Below are 18,000 nucleotides of genomic sequence, written 5' to 3'. Positions count from 1 at the left end.
TGAACACCGATGCCACCGGAGCTGGTTGAGGTGGCCAGGGGTTGTCAGTGGCTGGTGACAGGATCACCGGCATGGCCTTCGTACGCACTACTCCGCCGCGGCCCGTGGACGTGACCGCGGTCTTTCCCGAGCTGGCGCCGTTGGCACGTCCTGCGGTTCGGCTGCACCCTCGCCCCGGGTCGCCTTCGGTCGAGGAGAGCTCGGTCGGGGGGCCGTTGCTGTGGCCGGTGGAGGAGCCATGGCCGCACTGCGAAGCCTCGCACCTGCACCGTGACAGTGGGTTCCGCGAGTCGCCGGCCGAAGTGCGGCTCATCAGGCGCATGCGGGCCCGGTGGCACGGTGATCACGGTGGTCGCGGTGGGATGACGCCCGAGGAGGAGACGGTCAAGCAACGGAACACCGCGAAGCTCGCGGAGCGACTCGACGCCGGCCCTCCGTTGCCCGCGGACTGCCCGGTCCCCATGCTGCCCGTGGCCCAGCTGTATCTGCGCGACATACCCCTGCTGCGGCCGCCCGGACAGGCCGACCTGCTCCAGGTTCTGTGGTGCCCCTACGACCACGTTCCGCATTGGAAGCCGTCGACCGCGCTGTTCTGGCGGTCCGCCGCGGAGGTCGGCGACATCCTCGCCACACCGCCCGAGCCGTACGAGGTGAACTATGAGGGCTATGTGCCGGAACCGTGCGTGCTGGCACCGGAAGCGATCACCGAGTATCCCGACAGCCTCGATCTGAGCCCGCAGATGCGGCTGATGGTGGAGGACTGGAGCAGATGGCAGGCAGCCGACGCCGACGTGGACAGCTCCTACGCGGACTGGCCGCGGGACTTCTATGACATCCATCTGGCAGACGCGCCCGGATGGAAGGTCGGCGGCTGGCCTCCATGGGGCCGCACCGACCCCAACCCCCGATCCTGCACGGTCTGTGATGTGCAGATGGTCCCGCTGCTGACCATCGCCTCCGGCGAATGGGACGGCGGTGAGGGACACAGCTGGGCACCTCAAGAGGAACAGGCCGCCGCCCACGCCGCCAACACCGCCGGCCATTGCTGTGGCCAGGACCCCTCGCAGCCGACCAAGGTCGAAGTCGGCAGCACCGACAACATGCAGATCTACGTCTGCCCGACCTCTCCCGAGCATCCGCACACCGACCTGATCCAATGAGCTGTCGAGCCTGTCACACACCCTCCGCAGTCGGTGGCACAAGGGCCGCCGCGTCAGGGTGTGCGACAAGCCGTTTGATGAGGCCGGGACGCATGTCGTACCCGCTGGCGCTCGGGCCGGATGGAACGACGGACCGGATCTGTCCGGCGTCGGCGGAACTTCCCAGCCCCCGCAGGGCGTGTCTCCGCATATGGAAACCGAACACACGGCCCGGCGCGAGGCCGTCACCGGCGCCGCGGGGTGCCTGACAGCGGTACTGGGCGCGATGGCGGGCTTCGCGGTCTGGCTCCCGTACGGCCGGAGGGGCCTTTTCGGCGCTTTCGAGGGCGAGACCAACCCGGACGTGATCCGGCTGGGCCTGCCGGTCCTGGTGTTCGGTGGGACCGCCGCCGCCCTGGCTGTTTTCGTCGCCGTACGGGGCCGGTGGCGTACCGCGCTCGGACTGGCGACGGCCGTCGCGGGGCTCGCCGCCTTTGGGTACGGCTTCGACGTCCTGGCCGGTCCGCCGGCGACACGGCACTGCGCGCCGTCCTGCTGAGGTTGCTGTGCATCTACCGGTCGTTTCAGCATGAGTCGAGCCGCGGGTCTTGTGCTCGGCCGGCAGACGGAGATCACCGAGTCGCCGGTGGAGCTGTCCGTCCAACTCGTACTGTGGGCCCGCGCGGTAAGGGAAGAAGACTCGAAGCAGCGGGGTAACTCATGGGAAATGCAAGCAAGTTCCTCATACCGGCGGTCGCCGTAGCAGCGCTGCTCACCGTGTCGGGGTGTTCGGAGGACAAGCCGGCCGCCGAGGCTTCTCCGTCGGAGCTCGCTCACTACACGGCCGCTCCTGGCCCGGCCACGCCAACGCAGAGCCCGACGACGACCGCGCCCGCGGAGTGTGTGAAGACCACTGGCATGAGCGTCGGGCAGCTGACCGACTATCTGAGGGAGCTGCGCAGCGGCAGCGGCGAATACCAGTCCAGGGGTTTGTCCTTGGACTCCTCCGGCCTGAACTTCGTTCCGGAGGCGATCCAGAGACCGTGCGAGGCGGTCACCGTAAAACTGGCCCGCTTCTGGGTCGATGTCGAGAAGTCGAGGGAGGAGACCGCCGTCAGCCCAGCCCGCTACGAGTACCAGTACACGCCGATCAGTGTCACCTCCCACAAAGCCGGCCCGCAGGACGGCAGGGTCCCCGATACCGCGCCGCCGGGGGGCGCCGACTGCCAGGGCACGGTTTCGGTGGCCTACCTCGGCGAGGACATTCCGCTGACGTCCCTGCCGTACGACTTGGAACTGACCGATACGACAGCCCCCGTACCGGTCGAGGTGGACGGAGACGGGGTGCTGTCCGCGATCTACGTCTCACCCGTCGGCGTGGAGTCCTGCTGACCGCTGGAAGGGCTGAATTGGGTGAACGGCTGCGCCCGCCGACACCGGAGGAGGCGCGGTCCGGGAAACGACCGCAGTACGGACACGCCGTCACGGCCGCCCACCTCTCGCAACCGGGCGCTCGCAGACCTACTGGCGCGCCATCCCGTAAGTCTCGGATTTCAGGGCGGGACGGGCCCGGGACAGTTTCACGGCCCTGCCCCGAGCAGCTTCGAAGGCGATGTACGGGTTCCCCTTCTTGTGCCAGGGCTCGGCTCCGCACCATTGTCCGATCCGGCGGAACTGTTCCAGAGCGGGCGCGTACATCATCGACCGGAGCATCTGGTCCGCCAGCAGGTGGCGCAGACCCGGCAGGCGTTCGTCATCGGGCATGACCCGGTTGAACGAGGTGGCGATCTGCTTCAGCACCCGCCTCGTCACGGGCGTCATGGCCAGCGCGACAGCGGGGGACCGGTCGGTGAGCTCGCTCAGTGCGTACAGGCAGATCCCTGCGAGCGGGCTGCCGGCCGGGGCCTTGCGGACCGTTTGGAGAGCGAACCACAGCATCTGCCCATTGCTGCCGTACCACTTGGCGCACCAGTACTGCAGGGCCTGCCAGTGCCCCGCGTAGTGGTGCGGCGCGCGGGTCATGAGCTCGCCCCAGAGCGGCCTGAACTGTGAGGGGCCGTACTGGGCTCCGCGTGCCGCCATGACCATGACGACCCAGGGACCCGGGTTCGCGGGGTCGAGCAGCGCGGCCCCGTGGGCCTCCTCGATCGCGGCCCAGAGCATGGCGCGGAAGCGGTTCATGTTCCAGGTCGGGACCTTGTGAGAGTAGGCGTTCCCCCGGATCTCCCAGGCGCGGTGGACCACGAAGTACGCCTGGAGGGTTGCCGCGTCACAGTTTCCCGGCTGAGCGGCGCGCCAGGCCTCGAGCCAGGCGCCGTCCCGCCGTGCGACCTGTTCCAGGAACTCCAGCCGGGCCCAGCGCTCGTCCCAGTCTTCGCCTGCCGCCCGTACATACCGTTCGGCGGGATCCCAGTCCCCCTGCCACGCCGCGTCGGCGACGGACTGTCTCTCTCTTCTCCGGTGCGCCGACGGGGGCGGACCGGGGCGTTGGTCGTCGAGCATCTCGCGGGGCGGAAGGCCGTAGTCGGATGCCACAAAGCGCCTTCTGACCCAGCGGTCGACACAGATGGGGGTGATGAAGAAGAGGCAGAGCCCGATGAGAAACACGCCGGATACGACGGCGAGGAAGATGACCACGGCGGGAGATCATTCCCGAATTGATCACTCTCCACAATAGCTCAGGCCAATGATCGGCCGAGGTCGGAGTGGGGGCGCAAGTACGCTCCCATGCCCGCTGCCACGGGCTCGGTCGGAGCGATGCGCCCCACAGGCCGCGGCGTGGAGGCCGGCCCGCTCCCGGCGGCCGCGGCTGCGCGGGGTGGGGCAGCCGTGGACCCGTGGCGGCCCGGACGTGCGGCCGGTCGGGCGGTGGGCGGGTCACTCGACGTGGACGGGTGCCGGGGACCACGTCGGAGGTGGTTGTTCAGCCCGATCCCCACGCCCCCGGCAGTGCAGCACCCCGATCGGGCCTGGGGTCGTTCCGAGGTGCCATGTCAATATTCGATGAAGTGCGGCGTGCGAAATCCTTTCGGAAACGAACCGGTGACACGGCGGCCTCGCGTCCTAATACTGTCTCCATCCGGTTCCTGCCGGAGTGATTGCCATCCGCTTCCATGGCGGACGAGTTTCCAGCTCACCGTTTGTCCGTCGCCCTTCCCGTCGTCCTTCCTGCCGCCCTTCCCGTGGTCCGTCGGAGTGGCTGACGGCAATGTCGCGGCCGATGCGGAGCGCCGGAATTCGCCGACGGGTCGAGCAGGGGCAAGTCGGCTTCTGCTGCAGCGTTTCCACGGAGACGCGTGGCGGAGAGGGCGTCGTGAAAGGGGTCTCGTTCTACGGTCGCGAAGCGGCCACCTCCACGGTCTGACGGCCGATCACCACATGCTCAGAGGAAACGCATTGATACAGCAATGGGTACGGAGAACGGTCGCGGCAGCGACGGCTCTCGGCGTCGGGATGGGATTCGCCATCGCCTCCGCGACGACTGCGACGGCCTATCAGCCGAGCTCGTCGAACCTGTATGTGGCGGACAATCCAGCCACCTGCAACAAGAACCCCTGCGTTCTCTACCCGAAGTCGGCGCAGCTTCCGAGCGGCCGGATCGTGGCGGCCTTCGAGAACAGCCAGAGCGATCCGGTCGGGCAGACGATGCCGGTCTACAAGAGCGACGACCAGGGCACGACCTGGCAGAAGCTGGCCGATGTCAAGGCACCCGCCTACCTATCCAGCAGCTCGAACTACGCGAAATACACGAGCAACTGGACGAATCCGTATCTGTACGTTCTCCCGCAGGACGTCGGCGCCTTGAAGGCGGGCACGCTGCTGCTGGCGAGCATCGTCTCCGGGGACGACGCCTACTACCGGGAGCAGAAGGCCGCCGACGCGAGCTGGACGCCGTCGGGGGACGGCGACCGCAAGGACGTGGCGCTCGCGCTGTACTCCAGCACCGACGACGGCGCGACCTGGAGCATCCAGAACGTCATCGCCACCGGCGGCTGGCAGGGCGGCAGCGCCGGAGCCATCGGCCGCGTCTCCGCTGCCAACACCTCCGCGCAGGTCGACCCCGTCTGGGAGCCCCATCTGGTCGCCCGGGGCGGCAAGCTCGTCGCGTACTACTCCGACGAGAACGACTACCTCGGCTACGACGCCACCACCGGAGCGCCCACACCGGACCCGGACAACGCCACGGCGCCGGACTCGGGCGGTCAGGTCCTCGTGCACAAGACCTGGGACGGCAGCAGCGCTTCCTGGAGTCAGCCGGTCGTCGACGTCCCGGGCGGCACCGTCGACAACGGCGGCAAGACGGAGATCGGCGGTGGACGCCCGGGCATGACGACGATCGCTCCGACCACCGACGGCAAGTGGCTGCTCACGTACGAGTACTGGGGCGGCGGCACGAACGTCCGCTACCGGCTCGCCGACGACCCGCTGAAGTTCTACTCGGCCGGTGACGCCGCGATCACCGCTCTGCCCGTGCCCTCGGGCGGGCGCACGCTGTCCACGGGCGGCAGCCCGGTCCTGCTCCCGATGCCGGACGGACGCATCGTCTACAACGCCTCCGGCAGCGGCAACGTCTGGGTGAACGAGTCCGGACTGAGCAACGGCACCTGGAAGGAGTACCAGACGACGATCGCCGCCGGCTACAGCCGCAACCTCCAGTACGTCGAGGGCACCGGACGCGTCCTCATCCTCCAGGCCGGCTGGAGCGGCGGGAGCGTCGGACCCGTGAAGTACGCCGAGGTCGACCTCGGCCGGTCCGACGGCGTCTACGACACCCTCGTCAACCGGCTGACGGGCCAGGTCCTCAGCCCCGACGCCGGCAAGACGCAGGACGCCAATCTGACGGGGAACGTACCCGACCTCGTCCTGAAGCCCCGGGACGCGGTGGACGACTCGCAGCGCTGGCATCTGACGGCCAAGGGCGACAACGTGACCCTGCTCAACAAGACCGGAGGCCGCTCGGTCGCCGTCTGGACCGGCGGCGCGACAGCCGGGCAGAAGCTCGCACAGTGGGTCGACGACGGAGCCACCGACAAACAGTGGACCCTGGTTCCTGCGGCCGGCGGGTACTACAAGCTCCGTTCGGTCCGTAACACCGGTCTGTACATGACGGGAGCGACCGCGGGTGGCTCCGTCGCCCTGGCGGCGTCGACCGACGACGGTTCACAGGACTGGCAGCTCGTCCAGGACCCCTTGCCGACCGGCGCGTCCTTCACCTTGAAGGGGGCCAACTCCGGTCGCTGCCTGGACGTGCCGAACGGCCGGACCGGTGTGCAGGTCCAGATCTGGGACTGCACCGGGAACGCGAACCAGACCGTCACGCAGACCGCCGCGGGTGAACTCCGGGTCGCCGGCAAGTGCCTTGCCGTGGACGGTGACGGCACCACCGCGGGCGCCAGGCTGATCCTCTGGGCCTGCAACGGAAAGGCCAGCCAGAAGTGGTGGTTCCGGCTCGATGGATCCGTCGCCGGCCACTCCAACGGTCTCGCGATCGACGTCGCCGGCTGGGGGACGGCCAACGGTTCGAAGGTCCAGCTGTGGACCGCTCTCGGCAACGCCACCCAGAGGTGGAGCCGAGGCTAGTCTCCACCGACGGGACCGGGGTGCGGCCGCTCTGTGCGGCCGCACCCCGCGTCGTTGCCGTTCATGGGGTGATGACGCGGCGGGGCGGGGAGGTCGACGTCCGCAGCACCAGTTCCGTCGCCAGTTCGATCCGCGAGGACGCGAGCGGCCGGCCGTCGGCGACCTGCATGAGCACCCGGGTCGCCTCGTGTCCCAGTTCCTCGAACGGCTGGCGTACCGCGCTCAGGGGTGGACACGCCATGGCTGCCACCAGGGTGTCGTCGAAGGACATGACCGCCAAGTCGTCCGGAACGCCGAACCCTTCCTGGCGGGCGGCCTCCAGGACACCGAGGGCTTGTGCGTCGCTGGCCGCGAAGACAGCCGTGGGCGGCTCTTCGCAGCGGAGGATGTGACGGCTGGCGGCCAGCGCCTCGTCGTAGTCGAAGTCGGTCGAGCGGACAATCGCGGGGTCGTACGCGATTCCGGCCTCATCGAGGGCGGCCCGGTAGCCGTGCAGGCGGGCAGCGCCGGCCAGGGAGTGCGACCGGCCCGCGACCATGCCGATCCGGGTGTGTCCGAGCGCGAGGAGGTGCTGCATCGCGTCCCTGGCGCCGTTCCAGTTGGTCACCCCGATGCTCGGGATGTCCAGGGTCGGAGCGCTGAGCGGGTCGACGAGTACGACGGGGAGGCGTTGCTCGATGATGCGGCGCTGGTCTTCCTCGGTCAGCATCGAGATCACGATGATCAGCCCGGCGGCGCCGAGCGCCACGCAGTCCTCGAGCCACTGGGATATGGGGCGCCTGCTGGTCGTTCCGGTCACCACGCTGATGCCGAGCGCGCCGGCCGCGTCCACGATTCCGCGGGCGACCTCCAGCGTGTAGGGCCCGGACATGTCGCGAAAGAGGGCGATGATCTGCCGGGGGCGAGCGGAATCCCGCTCCCACGGACGGACGTACCCGTGGCGCGCCAGCAGCTCCTCCACCCGGGCGCGGGTCTTCGCGCCGACGTCACGGCGCTGGTGCACGACCTTGGACACGGTGCTGAGGGACACGCCCGCCTCGGCGGCGATGTCCGTCAGCAACCCGCGTTGTGCCTCCAGATGGGCCTTGCCCTGAACTGTCACCCGATGCCCGTCCCACTACCGGCACCGATGCGCCGAAAGCGCACCGAATCCCTGGTCAGAACCTCTGCCGCAAGCTAACGGGACCGCGCTCCCGGGGGCAAGGCCGATGCGTACTGTTCGGTCTGCCGTGTTCCGCGAGGCGGCCGCGGCCGCCGCCGGTACCCGTGTGCGCGGCCCGCAAGGCGCTCGATCGTGTCCCGAAGGTCCCCCGGCCCAGGCTCGGGAGCGCGCTCGGGTACGCCAAGGACGGGCGACCGCGGGCCGCCCGCCTTGTTCTGTTTCGCCCGGCTACTTCCGCAGCACGGTCACCGGTACGGCGTGATGCCGTACGACCGTCGCGTCCCGCTCCTCGCCGAGGAGTACGACCGTCCCCTGGGCCGGAGTGTCCTGGCTCGACCCTCCCGCGTACAGCAGGATCTCGCCGGCTTCGACGACGCGGTGGCCGCCGAGGCCGGTGAAGGCGAGCCGGTCGGTGTGGACGTGGAAGCGGGCGGTGGCCTGCTCGCCGGGTTCGAGGTGGATCTTGGCGAAGGCGAGCAGGGACCGGACCGGGCGGGTCACCTGCGCGACGGGGTCGACGGCGTACAGCTGCACGGTCTCGGCACCCCGCACGCCTCCGGTGTTCCGTACCCGTACGGAGACCGTGAACTGCCCGTCGGTCGGCACCTGCTCGCGGTCGACGGCGAGCCGGTCGATCTCGAACGTCGTGTACGACAGCCCGTGCCCGAACGGGAACGCGGGGCTCGGGTCGAGGTTGGACAGCCAGCTCTGCCGGTCGCCCAGCGGGGGGTGGAGGTACGTGTAGGGCTGGCCGCCGTGGGACGCGGGAATCTGCACCGGCAGCTTGCCGCTGAAGTTCGCCTTTCCGGACAGGAGTTCGGCCACCGCCCGACCGCCCTCCTCGCCGGGGAGGAAGACCTGCACCATGGCCGCGGCGGAGGAGACGTGCGGGCCCACGGCGTAGGGCCGCCCGCTGCTGACGACCAGCACCGCGGGCCTGCCCGTCCCGAGTACCGCCTCGACCAGTTCCTCCTGTACGCCGGGCAGACGCAGGTCTTCGACATCGCACCCCTCACCGGAGGTGCCGATGCCGAACATGCCCGCCTTGTCGCCGACGACCAGGACGGTGACGTCAGCGGCGACGGCGGCTTCCACCGCGGCCGGGATCCCGGAACGGTCCTCGTCGCGGATCGGACATCCCTGGGTGAACGACCATTGCACGTCGGGCAGTTCGGCGGCCAGGGCGGAGCGCAGGGAAGTCGCTTCGACGCCGTTGCCGAGGTCTTCCCGGTCGGCGAGGACATGGTTGGGAAAGCTGTAGCAGCCGAACATGGTGCGGACGTCGTCGGCGCAGGGGCCGATCAGAGCGATACGGCCCGCTGAGCGAAGGGGGAGAGTCCCGTCGTTCGCCAGGAGCGCGGCGCCGGACTGCGCCACGGCGTGGGCGAGTCGACGGTGCTCGGGCTTGTCCAGGTCGAGCACGCCCGCGCGCAGGGCGGGCGGGCGCGGATCCCAGTCGGAGTCGAGGAGACCGAGTTCGATCTTCTGCCGCAGGACCCGCCGGACCGCCCGGTCGACAACGCTCTCCTCGACCTGCCCCCGCTCGACGGCGCCGACGAGCGCCTCGCCGAAGCCGCGCTGGTCGGGCAGTTCCACGTCCATACCGGCCCGCAGGGCGAGCGCACCGGCGGCGGGCAGGTCGCGGGCCACCCGGTGGGCGTTCACCAGGAAGGGCAGCGACCAGTAGTCGGAGACGACAGTGCCCTCGAAACCCCACTGGTCACGGAGTACGGAGGTGAGCAGCCACCGGCTCGCGGCGGGTGCCTCGCCGTCGATCTCGGCGTACGAGTTCATGACGGACCCCACGCCTGCGGCGACGAGCCGTTCGAACGGCGGCAGGATGACGTCGAAGAGCTCCCTGCGGCCGATCCGCACGGGTGCGTGGTTGCGGCCGCCCATCGAGGCGGAGTATCCGGCGAAGTGCTTGAGGGTGGCGACGACCCCCGCGCTCTGCATGCCCAGGACGTACGCCTCGGCCAGCTCACCGACCAGATACGGGTCTTCGCCGTAGGTCTCCTCGCAGCGACCCCAACGGTAGTCACGGATCACGTCGACGACCGGCGCCAGGCCCTGGTGGACACCGGCCTCGGCCATGTCGTCGCCGATCGCCTCGCCGACACGGCGGATCAGGCCGGGATCGAAGGTGGCCGCCATGCCCAGGGACGTCGGATAGATCGTCGCCCCGTAGGCGGTGAAACCGGTCAGGCATTCGTCGTGGGCCATGGCCGGAATGCCGAGCCTGCTCTGCGCCACCACCTGCCGCTGCCGGTCGGCCAGCAGACGGGCGTGCTCCAGAGCGGGACGGGGCAACGTGCCGTAGGGCCGGGTGAGTTGCCCGAGGCCGTGCCGCGCCACCTCGTCGAGATCGCCGACACGGCCGAAGTGATTGCTGCCCGGGGCCACTTCAGGTCCGTCGGCCTCGATGTCCTCCCAGGTGCTGCTGAGCTGCGCGACCTTCTCCGGCAGGGTGAGCCGGGCGAGCAGCGCCTCGACCCGCGCGGAGGTCGACAGGGTGATGTCGGCCCAAGGGCGGTCGTCTCCCGTGTGCGGGAGGCCGTTGTGGCCCGGGACGGTGGTCGTCATGTCGCGACTCCTCAGGATGTGCACGGGTACGCGCACGGCGGGCGAGCAGGCCGGTCCGGCCGCCGTGCGGAACGCGCTGATGGTGAACGGGGCCATGGGCCCGCCACGTGAACGGAACTACTTCGAGAATCCGGCGGTGAGGCCGGCGACGAGCTGCCTGCGGGCGAGCAGGAACACCACCAGCACGGGCAGCGTGGAGAGCACGACCGCGGCCATCGTCGCCGGTACGTCGATCCCGAACTGGCCCCGGTAGAGCGTCAGCGCCAGAGGCAGCACCGCCTTGTCACCGCTCTGGGTGAGGATCAGCGGGAAGAGGAAGCCGTTCCAGACCTGGAGGCCGTCGTACACGGCGACCGTCACGAGAGCCGGGCGGGCCAGAGGCGCCGCCAGCGACCACAGCATGCGCCAGTCGCTCGCTCCGTCCACGACCATCGCCTCGAACAACGAACGGGGTACGTCCCGCAGGAAACTCACCATGATCATCACGGTGATCGGCAGTGCGAACGCCACCGACGGCAGCACGATCGCGAGCAGACTGTCGTACAGCCGCATCCGGATGATCAGCAGGTACACCGGGATGATCACGGCCTGGAGCGGGATGGCCAGCCCGAGCAGGAACAGCCGGAAGGCCAGCCGGGACCAGCGACTGTCGCTGTGCCGGACGATCGCGAACGAGGCCATGAGCGCGGCCACCACGGTGAACGCGACCGTCGCCACGGTCACGACGACACTGTTGAGCAGATAGGTCGCGAAGTCGCCGTCCAGGACGGTCCGGTAGTTCGCGAGCGTCGGACGGCCGGGCAGCGCCAGCGGACTGTCGGTGGTGAAGTCCGTCCGGCTGCGCAGGCTGGTCACGACCAGCCAGTAGACCGGCACGACGACCAGCGCGGTCCACAGGAGAGCGGCACTGCCCGTGATCGTGCGGCGGAGCGCCGAGACGGTGAGACGCGCCCGGCCGGCGGCACGCGGCGGTGCCTCCGGGCGCCGGACCCTCCCTTGGCCGCCGGCCTCGGGGCGGCTCTTGGCCATGGTGGTGCTCACATGCCCTCCTGCTGGCTGTCCATGCGGGTGAAGCCGGACAGACGCGTGGTCAGCAGCGACAAGCCGAGACCGGTGACCACCAGGAGGGTGGCGACCGCGCTGGCCCGGCCCATGTCGTGGGCCTGGAAACCGGTGATGTACATGGCGAGGGGGAGGACTCGGGTGGCGGTGCCGGGGCCTCCGGTGCCGCCGGACAGCACGAAGATCAGATCGAAGTAGGTCAGCGAGCCGACGAGCATGAGAGTGCTGGACGTGACCAGCGTGTACTTCAGCTGCGGCAGGGTGATCCGCAGCAGGCGGGTGACGGGCCCGGCCCCGTCGATGGCGGCGGCCTCGTACAGCGAGACGGGGATCTGCCGGATGCCGGCCTGGTAGAGCAGCGCGTGGAACGGCACGAACTGCCAGGCGATCACGGCGATCACCGTGTAGAGGGCCAACTCCGGGGAGCCGAGCAGCGGCTTCGCCAGCCAGTGCAGACCGGGCGAGGAACCGATACCGAAGGACGGATCGAGCAGCGCCTGCCAGGTCAGACCGATCGCCACCGCCGACAGCAGCAACGGCAGGAACCACAGCACGGCGAACAGCGCGCGCAGCCGGCCCCGGGGAGCCTGGAAGAGGCCGAGTGCCAGGGCGAGCGGCGTCTGGACCAGCCAGCTGACCACCATCACCTTGACGGTGAGCCACAGCGCCTGCCAGGTCGCGCCGTCACCGAGGACGCCGCTCCAGTTGCCGAAGCCCGCCCAGCCGATGGAGCCCAGACCGTCCCAGTCGGCGAAGCCGAGCGCCACCACGCCCACCAGGGGGACCAGGCCGAACAGACCGAACAGGAGCAGGGCGGGAGCGGCCATGACGACACCGCTCCAGCGGCGCCTCCCGCGGGGCCCGCCCGGCCGCGCCCTCTTGTGCGCGGCCGGGCCGGGGGTGGAGACCACGGCTGTCATCACCGCGCCGCCTTGCTCATGTTCTCGCCGAACTGCTCGGGCGTGATCTGCCGCAGGAGTGACTTGTCCACATTGGTCAGCAGCGGGTCCGCCTGATCCGACGGCAGGGCCTGGTCCCAGGAGAGCTGGAAGCCCGGTGCCTTCTGCACGAGGTCGTAGACGAACTGCAGCCACGCTTTGTCGGACGACTTCGTCGCGGCCAGCTTCGAGTCCAGACCGTTGACGGGCGGGACGCTGCCGGCCGCGAGGTAGGCGTCGACCTGGGAGTCGTTCAGGACGTAGTCCTTCAGGTACTTCAGGGCCTCGGTCTTGTGCGTGCTCGCCGAGTTCAGCGACAGGAAGTTGGAAGGGTTGCCGACGATGCTGTCGGGGTCACCCGTGCCGCCGGGCAGCGTCGGGAACACGGTGTAGCCCAGATCGGTCTTCACGAAGTCCGGCGCGGCCTTGACGAAGTTGGCGTACTCCCAGGTGCCCATGACCTCCATGGCCGCCTTGCCGGTGTAGACGAGGGCCGTGGACGCACCCTGGTCGTAACTCACGGAGGAGGCGCTGTCGCCGAAGGCGCCGGCCTTGCTCAGGTCCTGGAGGTACTGGTTGGCCTTCGTGACGGCCGGGTCCTTCCAGGCGGAGGCGTCACCGGCGGCGATCTTCGAGAACACCTCGGAGCCGCCGGTCCGGTCGAGCAGGTACTCCGTGTACATGAGCGTGGGCCACTTGGAGTTCGCCGCCAGGGATATCGGCACCACGTCCTCGGCCTTCAGCTTCTTCACAGCCGTCATCAGCTCGGCGTACGTCTTCGGCGGCTCGACGCCCGCGTCGGCGAGCACCTTCTTGTTGTAGTAGAGGACGACCGGAGCGAGGCCGTTGGCGGGGACGCCGTAGGCCTTGCCGTCGAAGGTGGCACTCTGCATCACGCTGGGCGTGTACCGCAGCAGGTTCACCTGACTGTCCGTGAGGGGAGCGACCTTGCCCGCCTTGACGTAGTCGTCCAGCGCCCCGCCGCCCCAGCTGAAGAAGACGTCCGGAGCCTGGTTCGCGCCGAACGCCACCCGCAGCTTCTGCTTGTAGTCGTCGTTGGCGAACAGCCGCAGAGTGATCTTCGTGTCGGGGTGGTCCTTGTTGTAGGCGTCCACAGACTCCTTGAGGATGGTCTGGTCGTTCAGCGCCCACATCGTCAGGCCCTCCGCCGACGAGGTCGTGGACGGCCCGGAGTTCCCGCACGCGGCAAGACCCAGGAGTGCCGAGGCCGTGACGGTGGACGCGACGACGCGCCAAGCTCTGTTGTTCCGGAATCCGCGCATGCTCAGTCTCTTTCTCTCTGCACGCAGTAGGTGCGTCAGGCAGCTGGGGAGCATCACGAAAGGCTTTCGGATGGCCGCAGAGGCGGTCTGCCTGCTGGACCGGGACACTGACACGTCATTCACACCAGGGACAAGGTGGAGAAATCCCTCGGTTACGAAACATTTTCGTACGGCTCCGCACGCACGCCGGATCCCGCACACCTCCTGGGGGCGGGATCCGTACGACCCGGTGCGGTCTTCTCGGCGACGTGGCCGGGGGCGGGAAGCCGGCCTTCAGCGGCGCTCGTCGATCACGCCACGGTCGCCGCAGTGGTGTCCGTCGACGAGCGGCCACGGCCTGCCGGATCGCAAGTGGGCGGTGGGCGCGCCCGGTTGGCAGTACGCGTGGGGGTGACGTGGAGCCGGATACGGCGGCCCGGGGCGCAGCCGATGCCGGCGGGCGAATCACTGATCACGGCGGTGCGTTCACGGCCCGGGCCCCGGCCCCACCGAGCGATCGGCCGATGTGCCGGCGCCCGATCGACCGGGCGCGCACAGCACCGCCACCGTGGCGGTGCTGCTTCGAGATCCTCCCGCTGCCCGCCGGACCTGCTTCGAGATCTCCCGCTACCCGCCGGACGGTCTCAAGACGCCGAACAGGTGGCCGTCACCGAAGGCGCGCCCGCCGCAGCCGACGTACTCGCGAGGAAGCCGAAGGTGGTGCTCGCCCCCGCCGTCAGCGTGCCGTTCCACCCGGCGTTGCGTACCGTCGTCCCGGTCGGCGCGCCGTTCCAGACCTGGGTGAGCCGGCTGCCCGTCTCGAGGGCGAGGGTCACCGCCCAGGAGGAGATCGCTGCCGTGGACGAGGTGTTGGTGACCGTCACCTCACCCTGGTAGCCGCCCTGCCACACGGACACCGCCCGGAAGACCGCCGAGCAGCCACCGTTCCCGGGGTCGCCCGGATCACCCGGGGTTGCGGGGGTGAGCAGGGCCGACAGCGCCGGGTACCAGCGGGCCGCCATCTTGGCGTCGCCGGCGGCGTTGGGGTGGACGCCGTCATAGGTGTCGGTGGCCGTGTCGAAGCCCGTCCACTGGTCGACGACCGTCACCGGCGACTGCGCGGTGGTGATGCCCTGGGCCCAAGCCGGAATGCGCTGGTTGAAGGCCACCGCACGAGCGGCGCACTCGGCGCAGCTGCTCGGATTGATCGGGATGAGCTGGGCGACCAGCACCTTCATCGCCGGGTTGCCGGCCCGCATCTGGCCGACCAGCTTGGTGTACGCGGCGAGGACGGTGTCCGGCGCGATGCCGCTCCAGACGTCGTTGGTGCCGAAGTGCATGACGACGATGTCGGGCAGGGTCGACGCCAGCCATCCGGGGAGCAGGTTCTGGTCGGCGGTGGCGGTGGCCTGGAAGCCCCCGTGGCCTTCGTTGTCGGCGTCGTGCGTGAGGGCACAGCTCTGGGCGTTCAGCGTGCCGACGAAGTCGATGTCGGTGTAACCGGCGTTCTGCAGCTGGTTCCAGAGGAGGGAGCGCCAGCAGCCCGGGGAGCCGGTGATGGAGTCGCCGAGCGGCATGATCCGTACCGCGGTCACGGCCGCGGCGGACGGGGCTCCGGCCAGGCCGAGACCGGCGGCGAGGACGAGCAGGGCGGCCAGGAAAGTGGCGAGGAGGGGCTGGCGTCTGCTGCGCACGGGGTGTCCTTCCCGAAGTGGGGCGGGAGCGGGAGTGCGGTTCGCGCGCATGGGAGCGCTCCCATTGCCGCGCATGGTTCATCAAGCCACCGTGTCGCCGGCACGTCAATGACCCGGACGGGCCGGGGCCGTCTGCGGGCGCACCGGCAAGCCCCTGTTCTGCTCGGTCCGCCGCACCGATCTCCCACGGACTCCCGGCGGGCTTCCCCATGGTTCCCCCGGACTTCCCCTGGACCTTCCCCCCCCGGACTTTCCCCCTGGATTCCCGCACCGGCCGGCGCGGACCCGCCGGCCGGCTCCCACCCGAAATGCCCCGGGTAATCCCAGGTGAAGGGGGTCGCCGCGCCTGCTAGTCTTCGGCGTCTCGTCGCACATTCGTGCACACACCACACCGCTCGTCGCATCAGTCCCGTGGGGGGATCCTGTCATGACCCAGTCAGCTCCGCCGCCGTCCGACGGCAACCCGTTCGCCCAGCAGCCCGCTGTCGGAGCACCGGGCGCCCCGCAGCCCACCGACGGCAACCCCTACGCCCAGCAGCCCGGTGCCGCCGTACCTCCGCCGGCCCCGTTCGCGCCCGCGGCCGCCCCGGCCCGCAACAATCTCGCCCTGGGCCTGGTCGTCGCCGTCGTCGTCGCCCTGGTCACCGCCGGTGTCTACGGCGGGATCGTCGGCGCGACCGAGTACGAGATCGGCTACGCGGCCGTCGGCGTCGGCTTCCTCATCGGCTTCGCGGCGGGCAAGATCGGTGGCACCAACCCGGTCCTGCCCGTGGTCAGCGCCCTGTTGTCGCTGGGCGCGGTCTACCTCGGCCAGCTCATCGGCATCGCGGTGATCGGCGCCGACGAGCTCGACGTCTCCGCGACCTCGCTGTTCACCGAGCACTTCGACCTGCTGACCGAGGGCTGGAGCGAGACGGCCGACGCGATGACCTTCCTGTTCCTCGCCATCGGTGCGTTCGCCGCGTTCTCCGGCGCGAAGAAGGGCGCCCTGTCGTAACGCGGTGCCGCGTGAACACGCCATCCGCGCATGAGCATGCGCAGCGCGCGAAAGGGCCCGTCCACCTCATGGTGAACGGGCCCGCCTGCTGCGGAATGCCTTCCGCCGTGCCGCCCGTCAGGACCCGGAACAAGATCGCGCGTGTCCTCGAGCCCGTCTGCGCCGCGACCGAGGATCGAGGACCGGGGACCGGGGACCGAGCCTTTGGTGCCGCGGCCGTCTCCTGGCAGGTCGGCCGGCTCGGCCTTGGCTTCCCGGTCGACGGTGAGCGCGGGCGTCCTACCGTGTGACGGGCACCGCACGCCTCTCATCAGACGAGCGAGGAGCACCAAGGCTGTGAAGGTCGAGATCGACCCGCTTGTACGCGACATCGCCGCCCGGTCGGGGGGCGGCGTCCCCTACGCGCTGAAGGCCCTGGCCGGTCAGCTGGCCGACGACCCTGACATGGGCCGGCCTTCGGGGCTCCCTGGTGTCCTCACCGTGAAGGTCGACGGCGACATGTTCGAGGACTGCCCCGATCTGCTCGTCGGCTACATCCGCGAGCCGGACCGGATAGGGATCCGCTTCCTGCGACCGGCTCCCTCCACCGAGACCCCCGACGAAGCCGAAGACCAGGAAGAGGATCAGGAGGAGGACCAGACGCAGGGCCGAGACCAGGAGCGGTCTGCTGATCCTGCCGCCGCCGCGGTCACCGTACGGGAGGTCGCCGATGCCTGGCATCGCATCACCCGCTGGCTCCAGGCCAACGCCCCCGACTCCTACGCCGCGCTCCGCGCCGGTGCCGGCCCCGCCGCCCTCGCCGCCCTGGAAGAGGACCTCGGTGTCCGGATACCCGTCGAGCTGCGCGTCCTGTGGCTGCTGACCGCGGGCGACGACGGGGGAAACGGCTGGGGATGCCTCCCGGGCAACGGGGCGCTCATGCCCCTGGACGCCGTGGCCGCCGTCCACCGGCTGAAGACGGACGCCCAGAGCCACCAGGCCGTCCTCGACGCCGACCGCCCCGAAGACGAGCGGATCACCGTGTGGACGCCGACCCGGATCCCCGTTGTCGCCTCGGGTCCGTCCGACACCACCTCGGGCCTCTACCTGGACGCCGCGACCGGGTATCTGGGCCGCTGGTCCCGCTACCACGAGCACCCCGACGAAGAGCTCGACACGCTGGTCACCTACCTGGAAGAGGCCGCCGACATGCTCGAAGCCCCGACCCTGGCCACCCGGGACAGGCCCGGCCTGATCGGTGGGGCGCTGGTGTGGCTGAGCGGTATCGACCCCGCCCAGGAAGACCGGTGGCAGCCTCTGACCGGCTGACCGCACACGAGAAGGCGGCGAGCCCCACAGGGCCTCGCCACCGCCTTGGGCGCAGTCGCCGGCCTGCTCGACACCACTGAGACCGGGCGACGTCGGAGCGGCGGCGCCGGTGCGCCGTCGGCGCGTGCCCACGCCGCGCCGATCGCGCACCGTCCCGATGTCCACCCCACGGCCTGCTACCACCCTGCTATCGTGCGGAGTGTGACTTCCACGAAGAAGCAGACACAGGTCCGGCTCGAAGAGGACGTGCTGGCGGCCGGCAAGGCCGCCGCGGC

Annotated in this window: 13 protein-coding genes and 1 pseudogene; 7 read left to right on the top strand and 7 right to left on the bottom strand. The window is 69.9% G+C overall.

Annotated features, from left to right (window positions below; all coding sequences use genetic code 11):
* Window positions 1-71: 71 nt before the first annotated feature.
* The 3 genes from ABT070_RS30810 (at window position 72) to ABT070_RS30800 (ending at window position 2,531) form a co-directional block, all read left to right on the top strand.
* A complete protein-coding gene (locus ABT070_RS30810; protein ID WP_351765327.1) occupies window positions 72-1,160 on the top strand; it encodes a hypothetical protein in 1,089 nt (362 codons plus the stop codon).
* Between the two features lie 190 nt (window positions 1,161-1,350).
* On the top strand, window positions 1,351-1,698 hold the full coding sequence (locus ABT070_RS30805) for a hypothetical protein (RefSeq protein WP_351765325.1): 348 nt from the start codon (window positions 1,351-1,353) through the stop codon (window positions 1,696-1,698).
* 359 nt (window positions 1,699-2,057) lie between these two features.
* Complete coding sequence (locus ABT070_RS30800) at window positions 2,058-2,531, top strand: hypothetical protein (RefSeq protein WP_351765323.1); 474 nt, start codon at window positions 2,058-2,060, stop codon at window positions 2,529-2,531.
* Between the two features lie 129 nt (window positions 2,532-2,660).
* On the opposite strand, the gene ABT070_RS30795 is transcribed toward ABT070_RS30800, so the two are convergent.
* Window positions 2,661-3,674, bottom strand: a complete 1,014-nt coding sequence (locus ABT070_RS30795; RefSeq protein ID WP_351765321.1) for a hypothetical protein — start codon at window positions 3,672-3,674, stop codon at window positions 2,661-2,663.
* 918 nt (window positions 3,675-4,592) lie between these two features.
* Between ABT070_RS30795 and ABT070_RS30790 the strand changes: the two genes are divergently transcribed.
* On the top strand, window positions 4,593-6,719 hold the full coding sequence (locus ABT070_RS30790; protein WP_351765483.1) for an RICIN domain-containing protein: 2,127 nt from the start codon (window positions 4,593-4,595) through the stop codon (window positions 6,717-6,719).
* Window positions 6,720-6,780: 61 nt separating this feature from the next.
* Here ABT070_RS30790 and ABT070_RS30785 read toward each other — a convergent pair whose 3' ends face one another.
* From ABT070_RS30785 to ABT070_RS30760, 6 genes are all read right to left on the bottom strand, one after another.
* Window positions 6,781-7,821, bottom strand: coding sequence for a LacI family DNA-binding transcriptional regulator (locus ABT070_RS30785; RefSeq protein ID WP_351765319.1), 1,041 nt, complete (start codon window positions 7,819-7,821; stop codon window positions 6,781-6,783).
* A gap of 288 nt (window positions 7,822-8,109) precedes the next feature.
* Window positions 8,110-10,464, bottom strand: a complete 2,355-nt coding sequence (locus tag ABT070_RS30780; protein ID WP_351765317.1) for a glycoside hydrolase family 3 N-terminal domain-containing protein — start codon at window positions 10,462-10,464, stop codon at window positions 8,110-8,112.
* A 117-nt stretch (window positions 10,465-10,581) separates the two neighbouring features.
* A complete protein-coding gene (locus ABT070_RS30775; RefSeq protein ID WP_351765315.1) occupies window positions 10,582-11,505 on the bottom strand; it encodes a carbohydrate ABC transporter permease in 924 nt (307 codons plus the stop codon).
* Window positions 11,502-12,353 carry a carbohydrate ABC transporter permease gene (locus ABT070_RS30770; RefSeq protein WP_351765482.1) on the bottom strand — a complete coding sequence of 284 codons (852 nt, stop codon included), beginning with the start codon at window positions 12,351-12,353 and terminating at the stop codon, window positions 11,502-11,504. Before ABT070_RS30770 ends, ABT070_RS30775 begins: the two co-directional genes overlap by 4 nt.
* A gap of 92 nt (window positions 12,354-12,445) precedes the next feature.
* Window positions 12,446-13,747, bottom strand: coding sequence for an extracellular solute-binding protein (locus tag ABT070_RS30765; protein ID WP_351765313.1), 1,302 nt, complete (start codon window positions 13,745-13,747; stop codon window positions 12,446-12,448).
* A gap of 623 nt (window positions 13,748-14,370) precedes the next feature.
* Window positions 14,371-15,420: a GDSL-type esterase/lipase family protein gene (locus ABT070_RS30760; RefSeq protein ID WP_351765311.1), complete on the bottom strand. Its 1,050-nt coding sequence runs from the start codon at window positions 15,418-15,420 to the stop codon at window positions 14,371-14,373.
* A 427-nt stretch (window positions 15,421-15,847) separates the two neighbouring features.
* Between ABT070_RS30760 and ABT070_RS30755 the strand changes: the two genes are divergently transcribed.
* The 3 genes and pseudogenes from ABT070_RS30755 to ABT070_RS30745 all read left to right on the top strand — a co-directional run.
* On the top strand, window positions 15,848-16,417 hold the full coding sequence (locus ABT070_RS30755; RefSeq protein WP_351765309.1) for a hypothetical protein: 570 nt from the start codon (window positions 15,848-15,850) through the stop codon (window positions 16,415-16,417).
* 336 nt (window positions 16,418-16,753) lie between these two features.
* The gene (locus tag ABT070_RS30750) at window positions 16,754-17,725 is read left to right on the top strand and encodes an SMI1/KNR4 family protein (RefSeq protein WP_351765307.1); all 972 of its coding nucleotides are present in this window, start codon (window positions 16,754-16,756) and stop codon (window positions 17,723-17,725) included.
* A gap of 45 nt (window positions 17,726-17,770) precedes the next feature.
* Window positions 17,771-18,000: pseudogene (locus ABT070_RS30745) on the top strand (hypothetical protein); the annotation flags it as partial.

The organism is Streptomyces sp. NPDC002884 (genome assembly GCF_040295245.1).
GTDB lineage: Bacteria > Actinomycetota > Actinomycetes > Streptomycetales > Streptomycetaceae > Streptomyces.
Note: the sequence above shows the minus strand (reverse complement) of the source record. Positions and strands in the feature narration are given on the sequence as shown.

What these genes read in the sequence shown, in the direction of transcription:
- ABT070_RS30805 (WP_351765325.1), top strand. Translation starts at nt 1,351, where the DNA reads ATGGAAACCGAACACACGGCCCGGCGCGAGGCCGTCACCGGCGCCGCG.
- ABT070_RS30810 (WP_351765327.1), top strand. Translation starts at nt 72, where the DNA reads ATGGCCTTCGTACGCACTACTCCGCCGCGGCCCGTGGACGTGACCGCG.
- ABT070_RS30765 (WP_351765313.1), bottom strand. Translation starts at nt 13,747, where the DNA reads ATGCGCGGATTCCGGAACAACAGAGCTTGGCGCGTCGTCGCGTCCACC.
- ABT070_RS30800 (WP_351765323.1), top strand. Translation starts at nt 2,058, where the DNA reads ATGAGCGTCGGGCAGCTGACCGACTATCTGAGGGAGCTGCGCAGCGGC.
- ABT070_RS30755 (WP_351765309.1), top strand. Translation starts at nt 15,848, where the DNA reads ATGACCCAGTCAGCTCCGCCGCCGTCCGACGGCAACCCGTTCGCCCAG.
- ABT070_RS30780 (WP_351765317.1), bottom strand. Translation starts at nt 10,464, where the DNA reads ATGACGACCACCGTCCCGGGCCACAACGGCCTCCCGCACACGGGAGAC.
- ABT070_RS30770 (WP_351765482.1), bottom strand. Translation starts at nt 12,353, where the DNA reads ATGGCCGCTCCCGCCCTGCTCCTGTTCGGTCTGTTCGGCCTGGTCCCC.
- ABT070_RS30790 (WP_351765483.1), top strand. Translation starts at nt 4,593, where the DNA reads ATGGGATTCGCCATCGCCTCCGCGACGACTGCGACGGCCTATCAGCCG.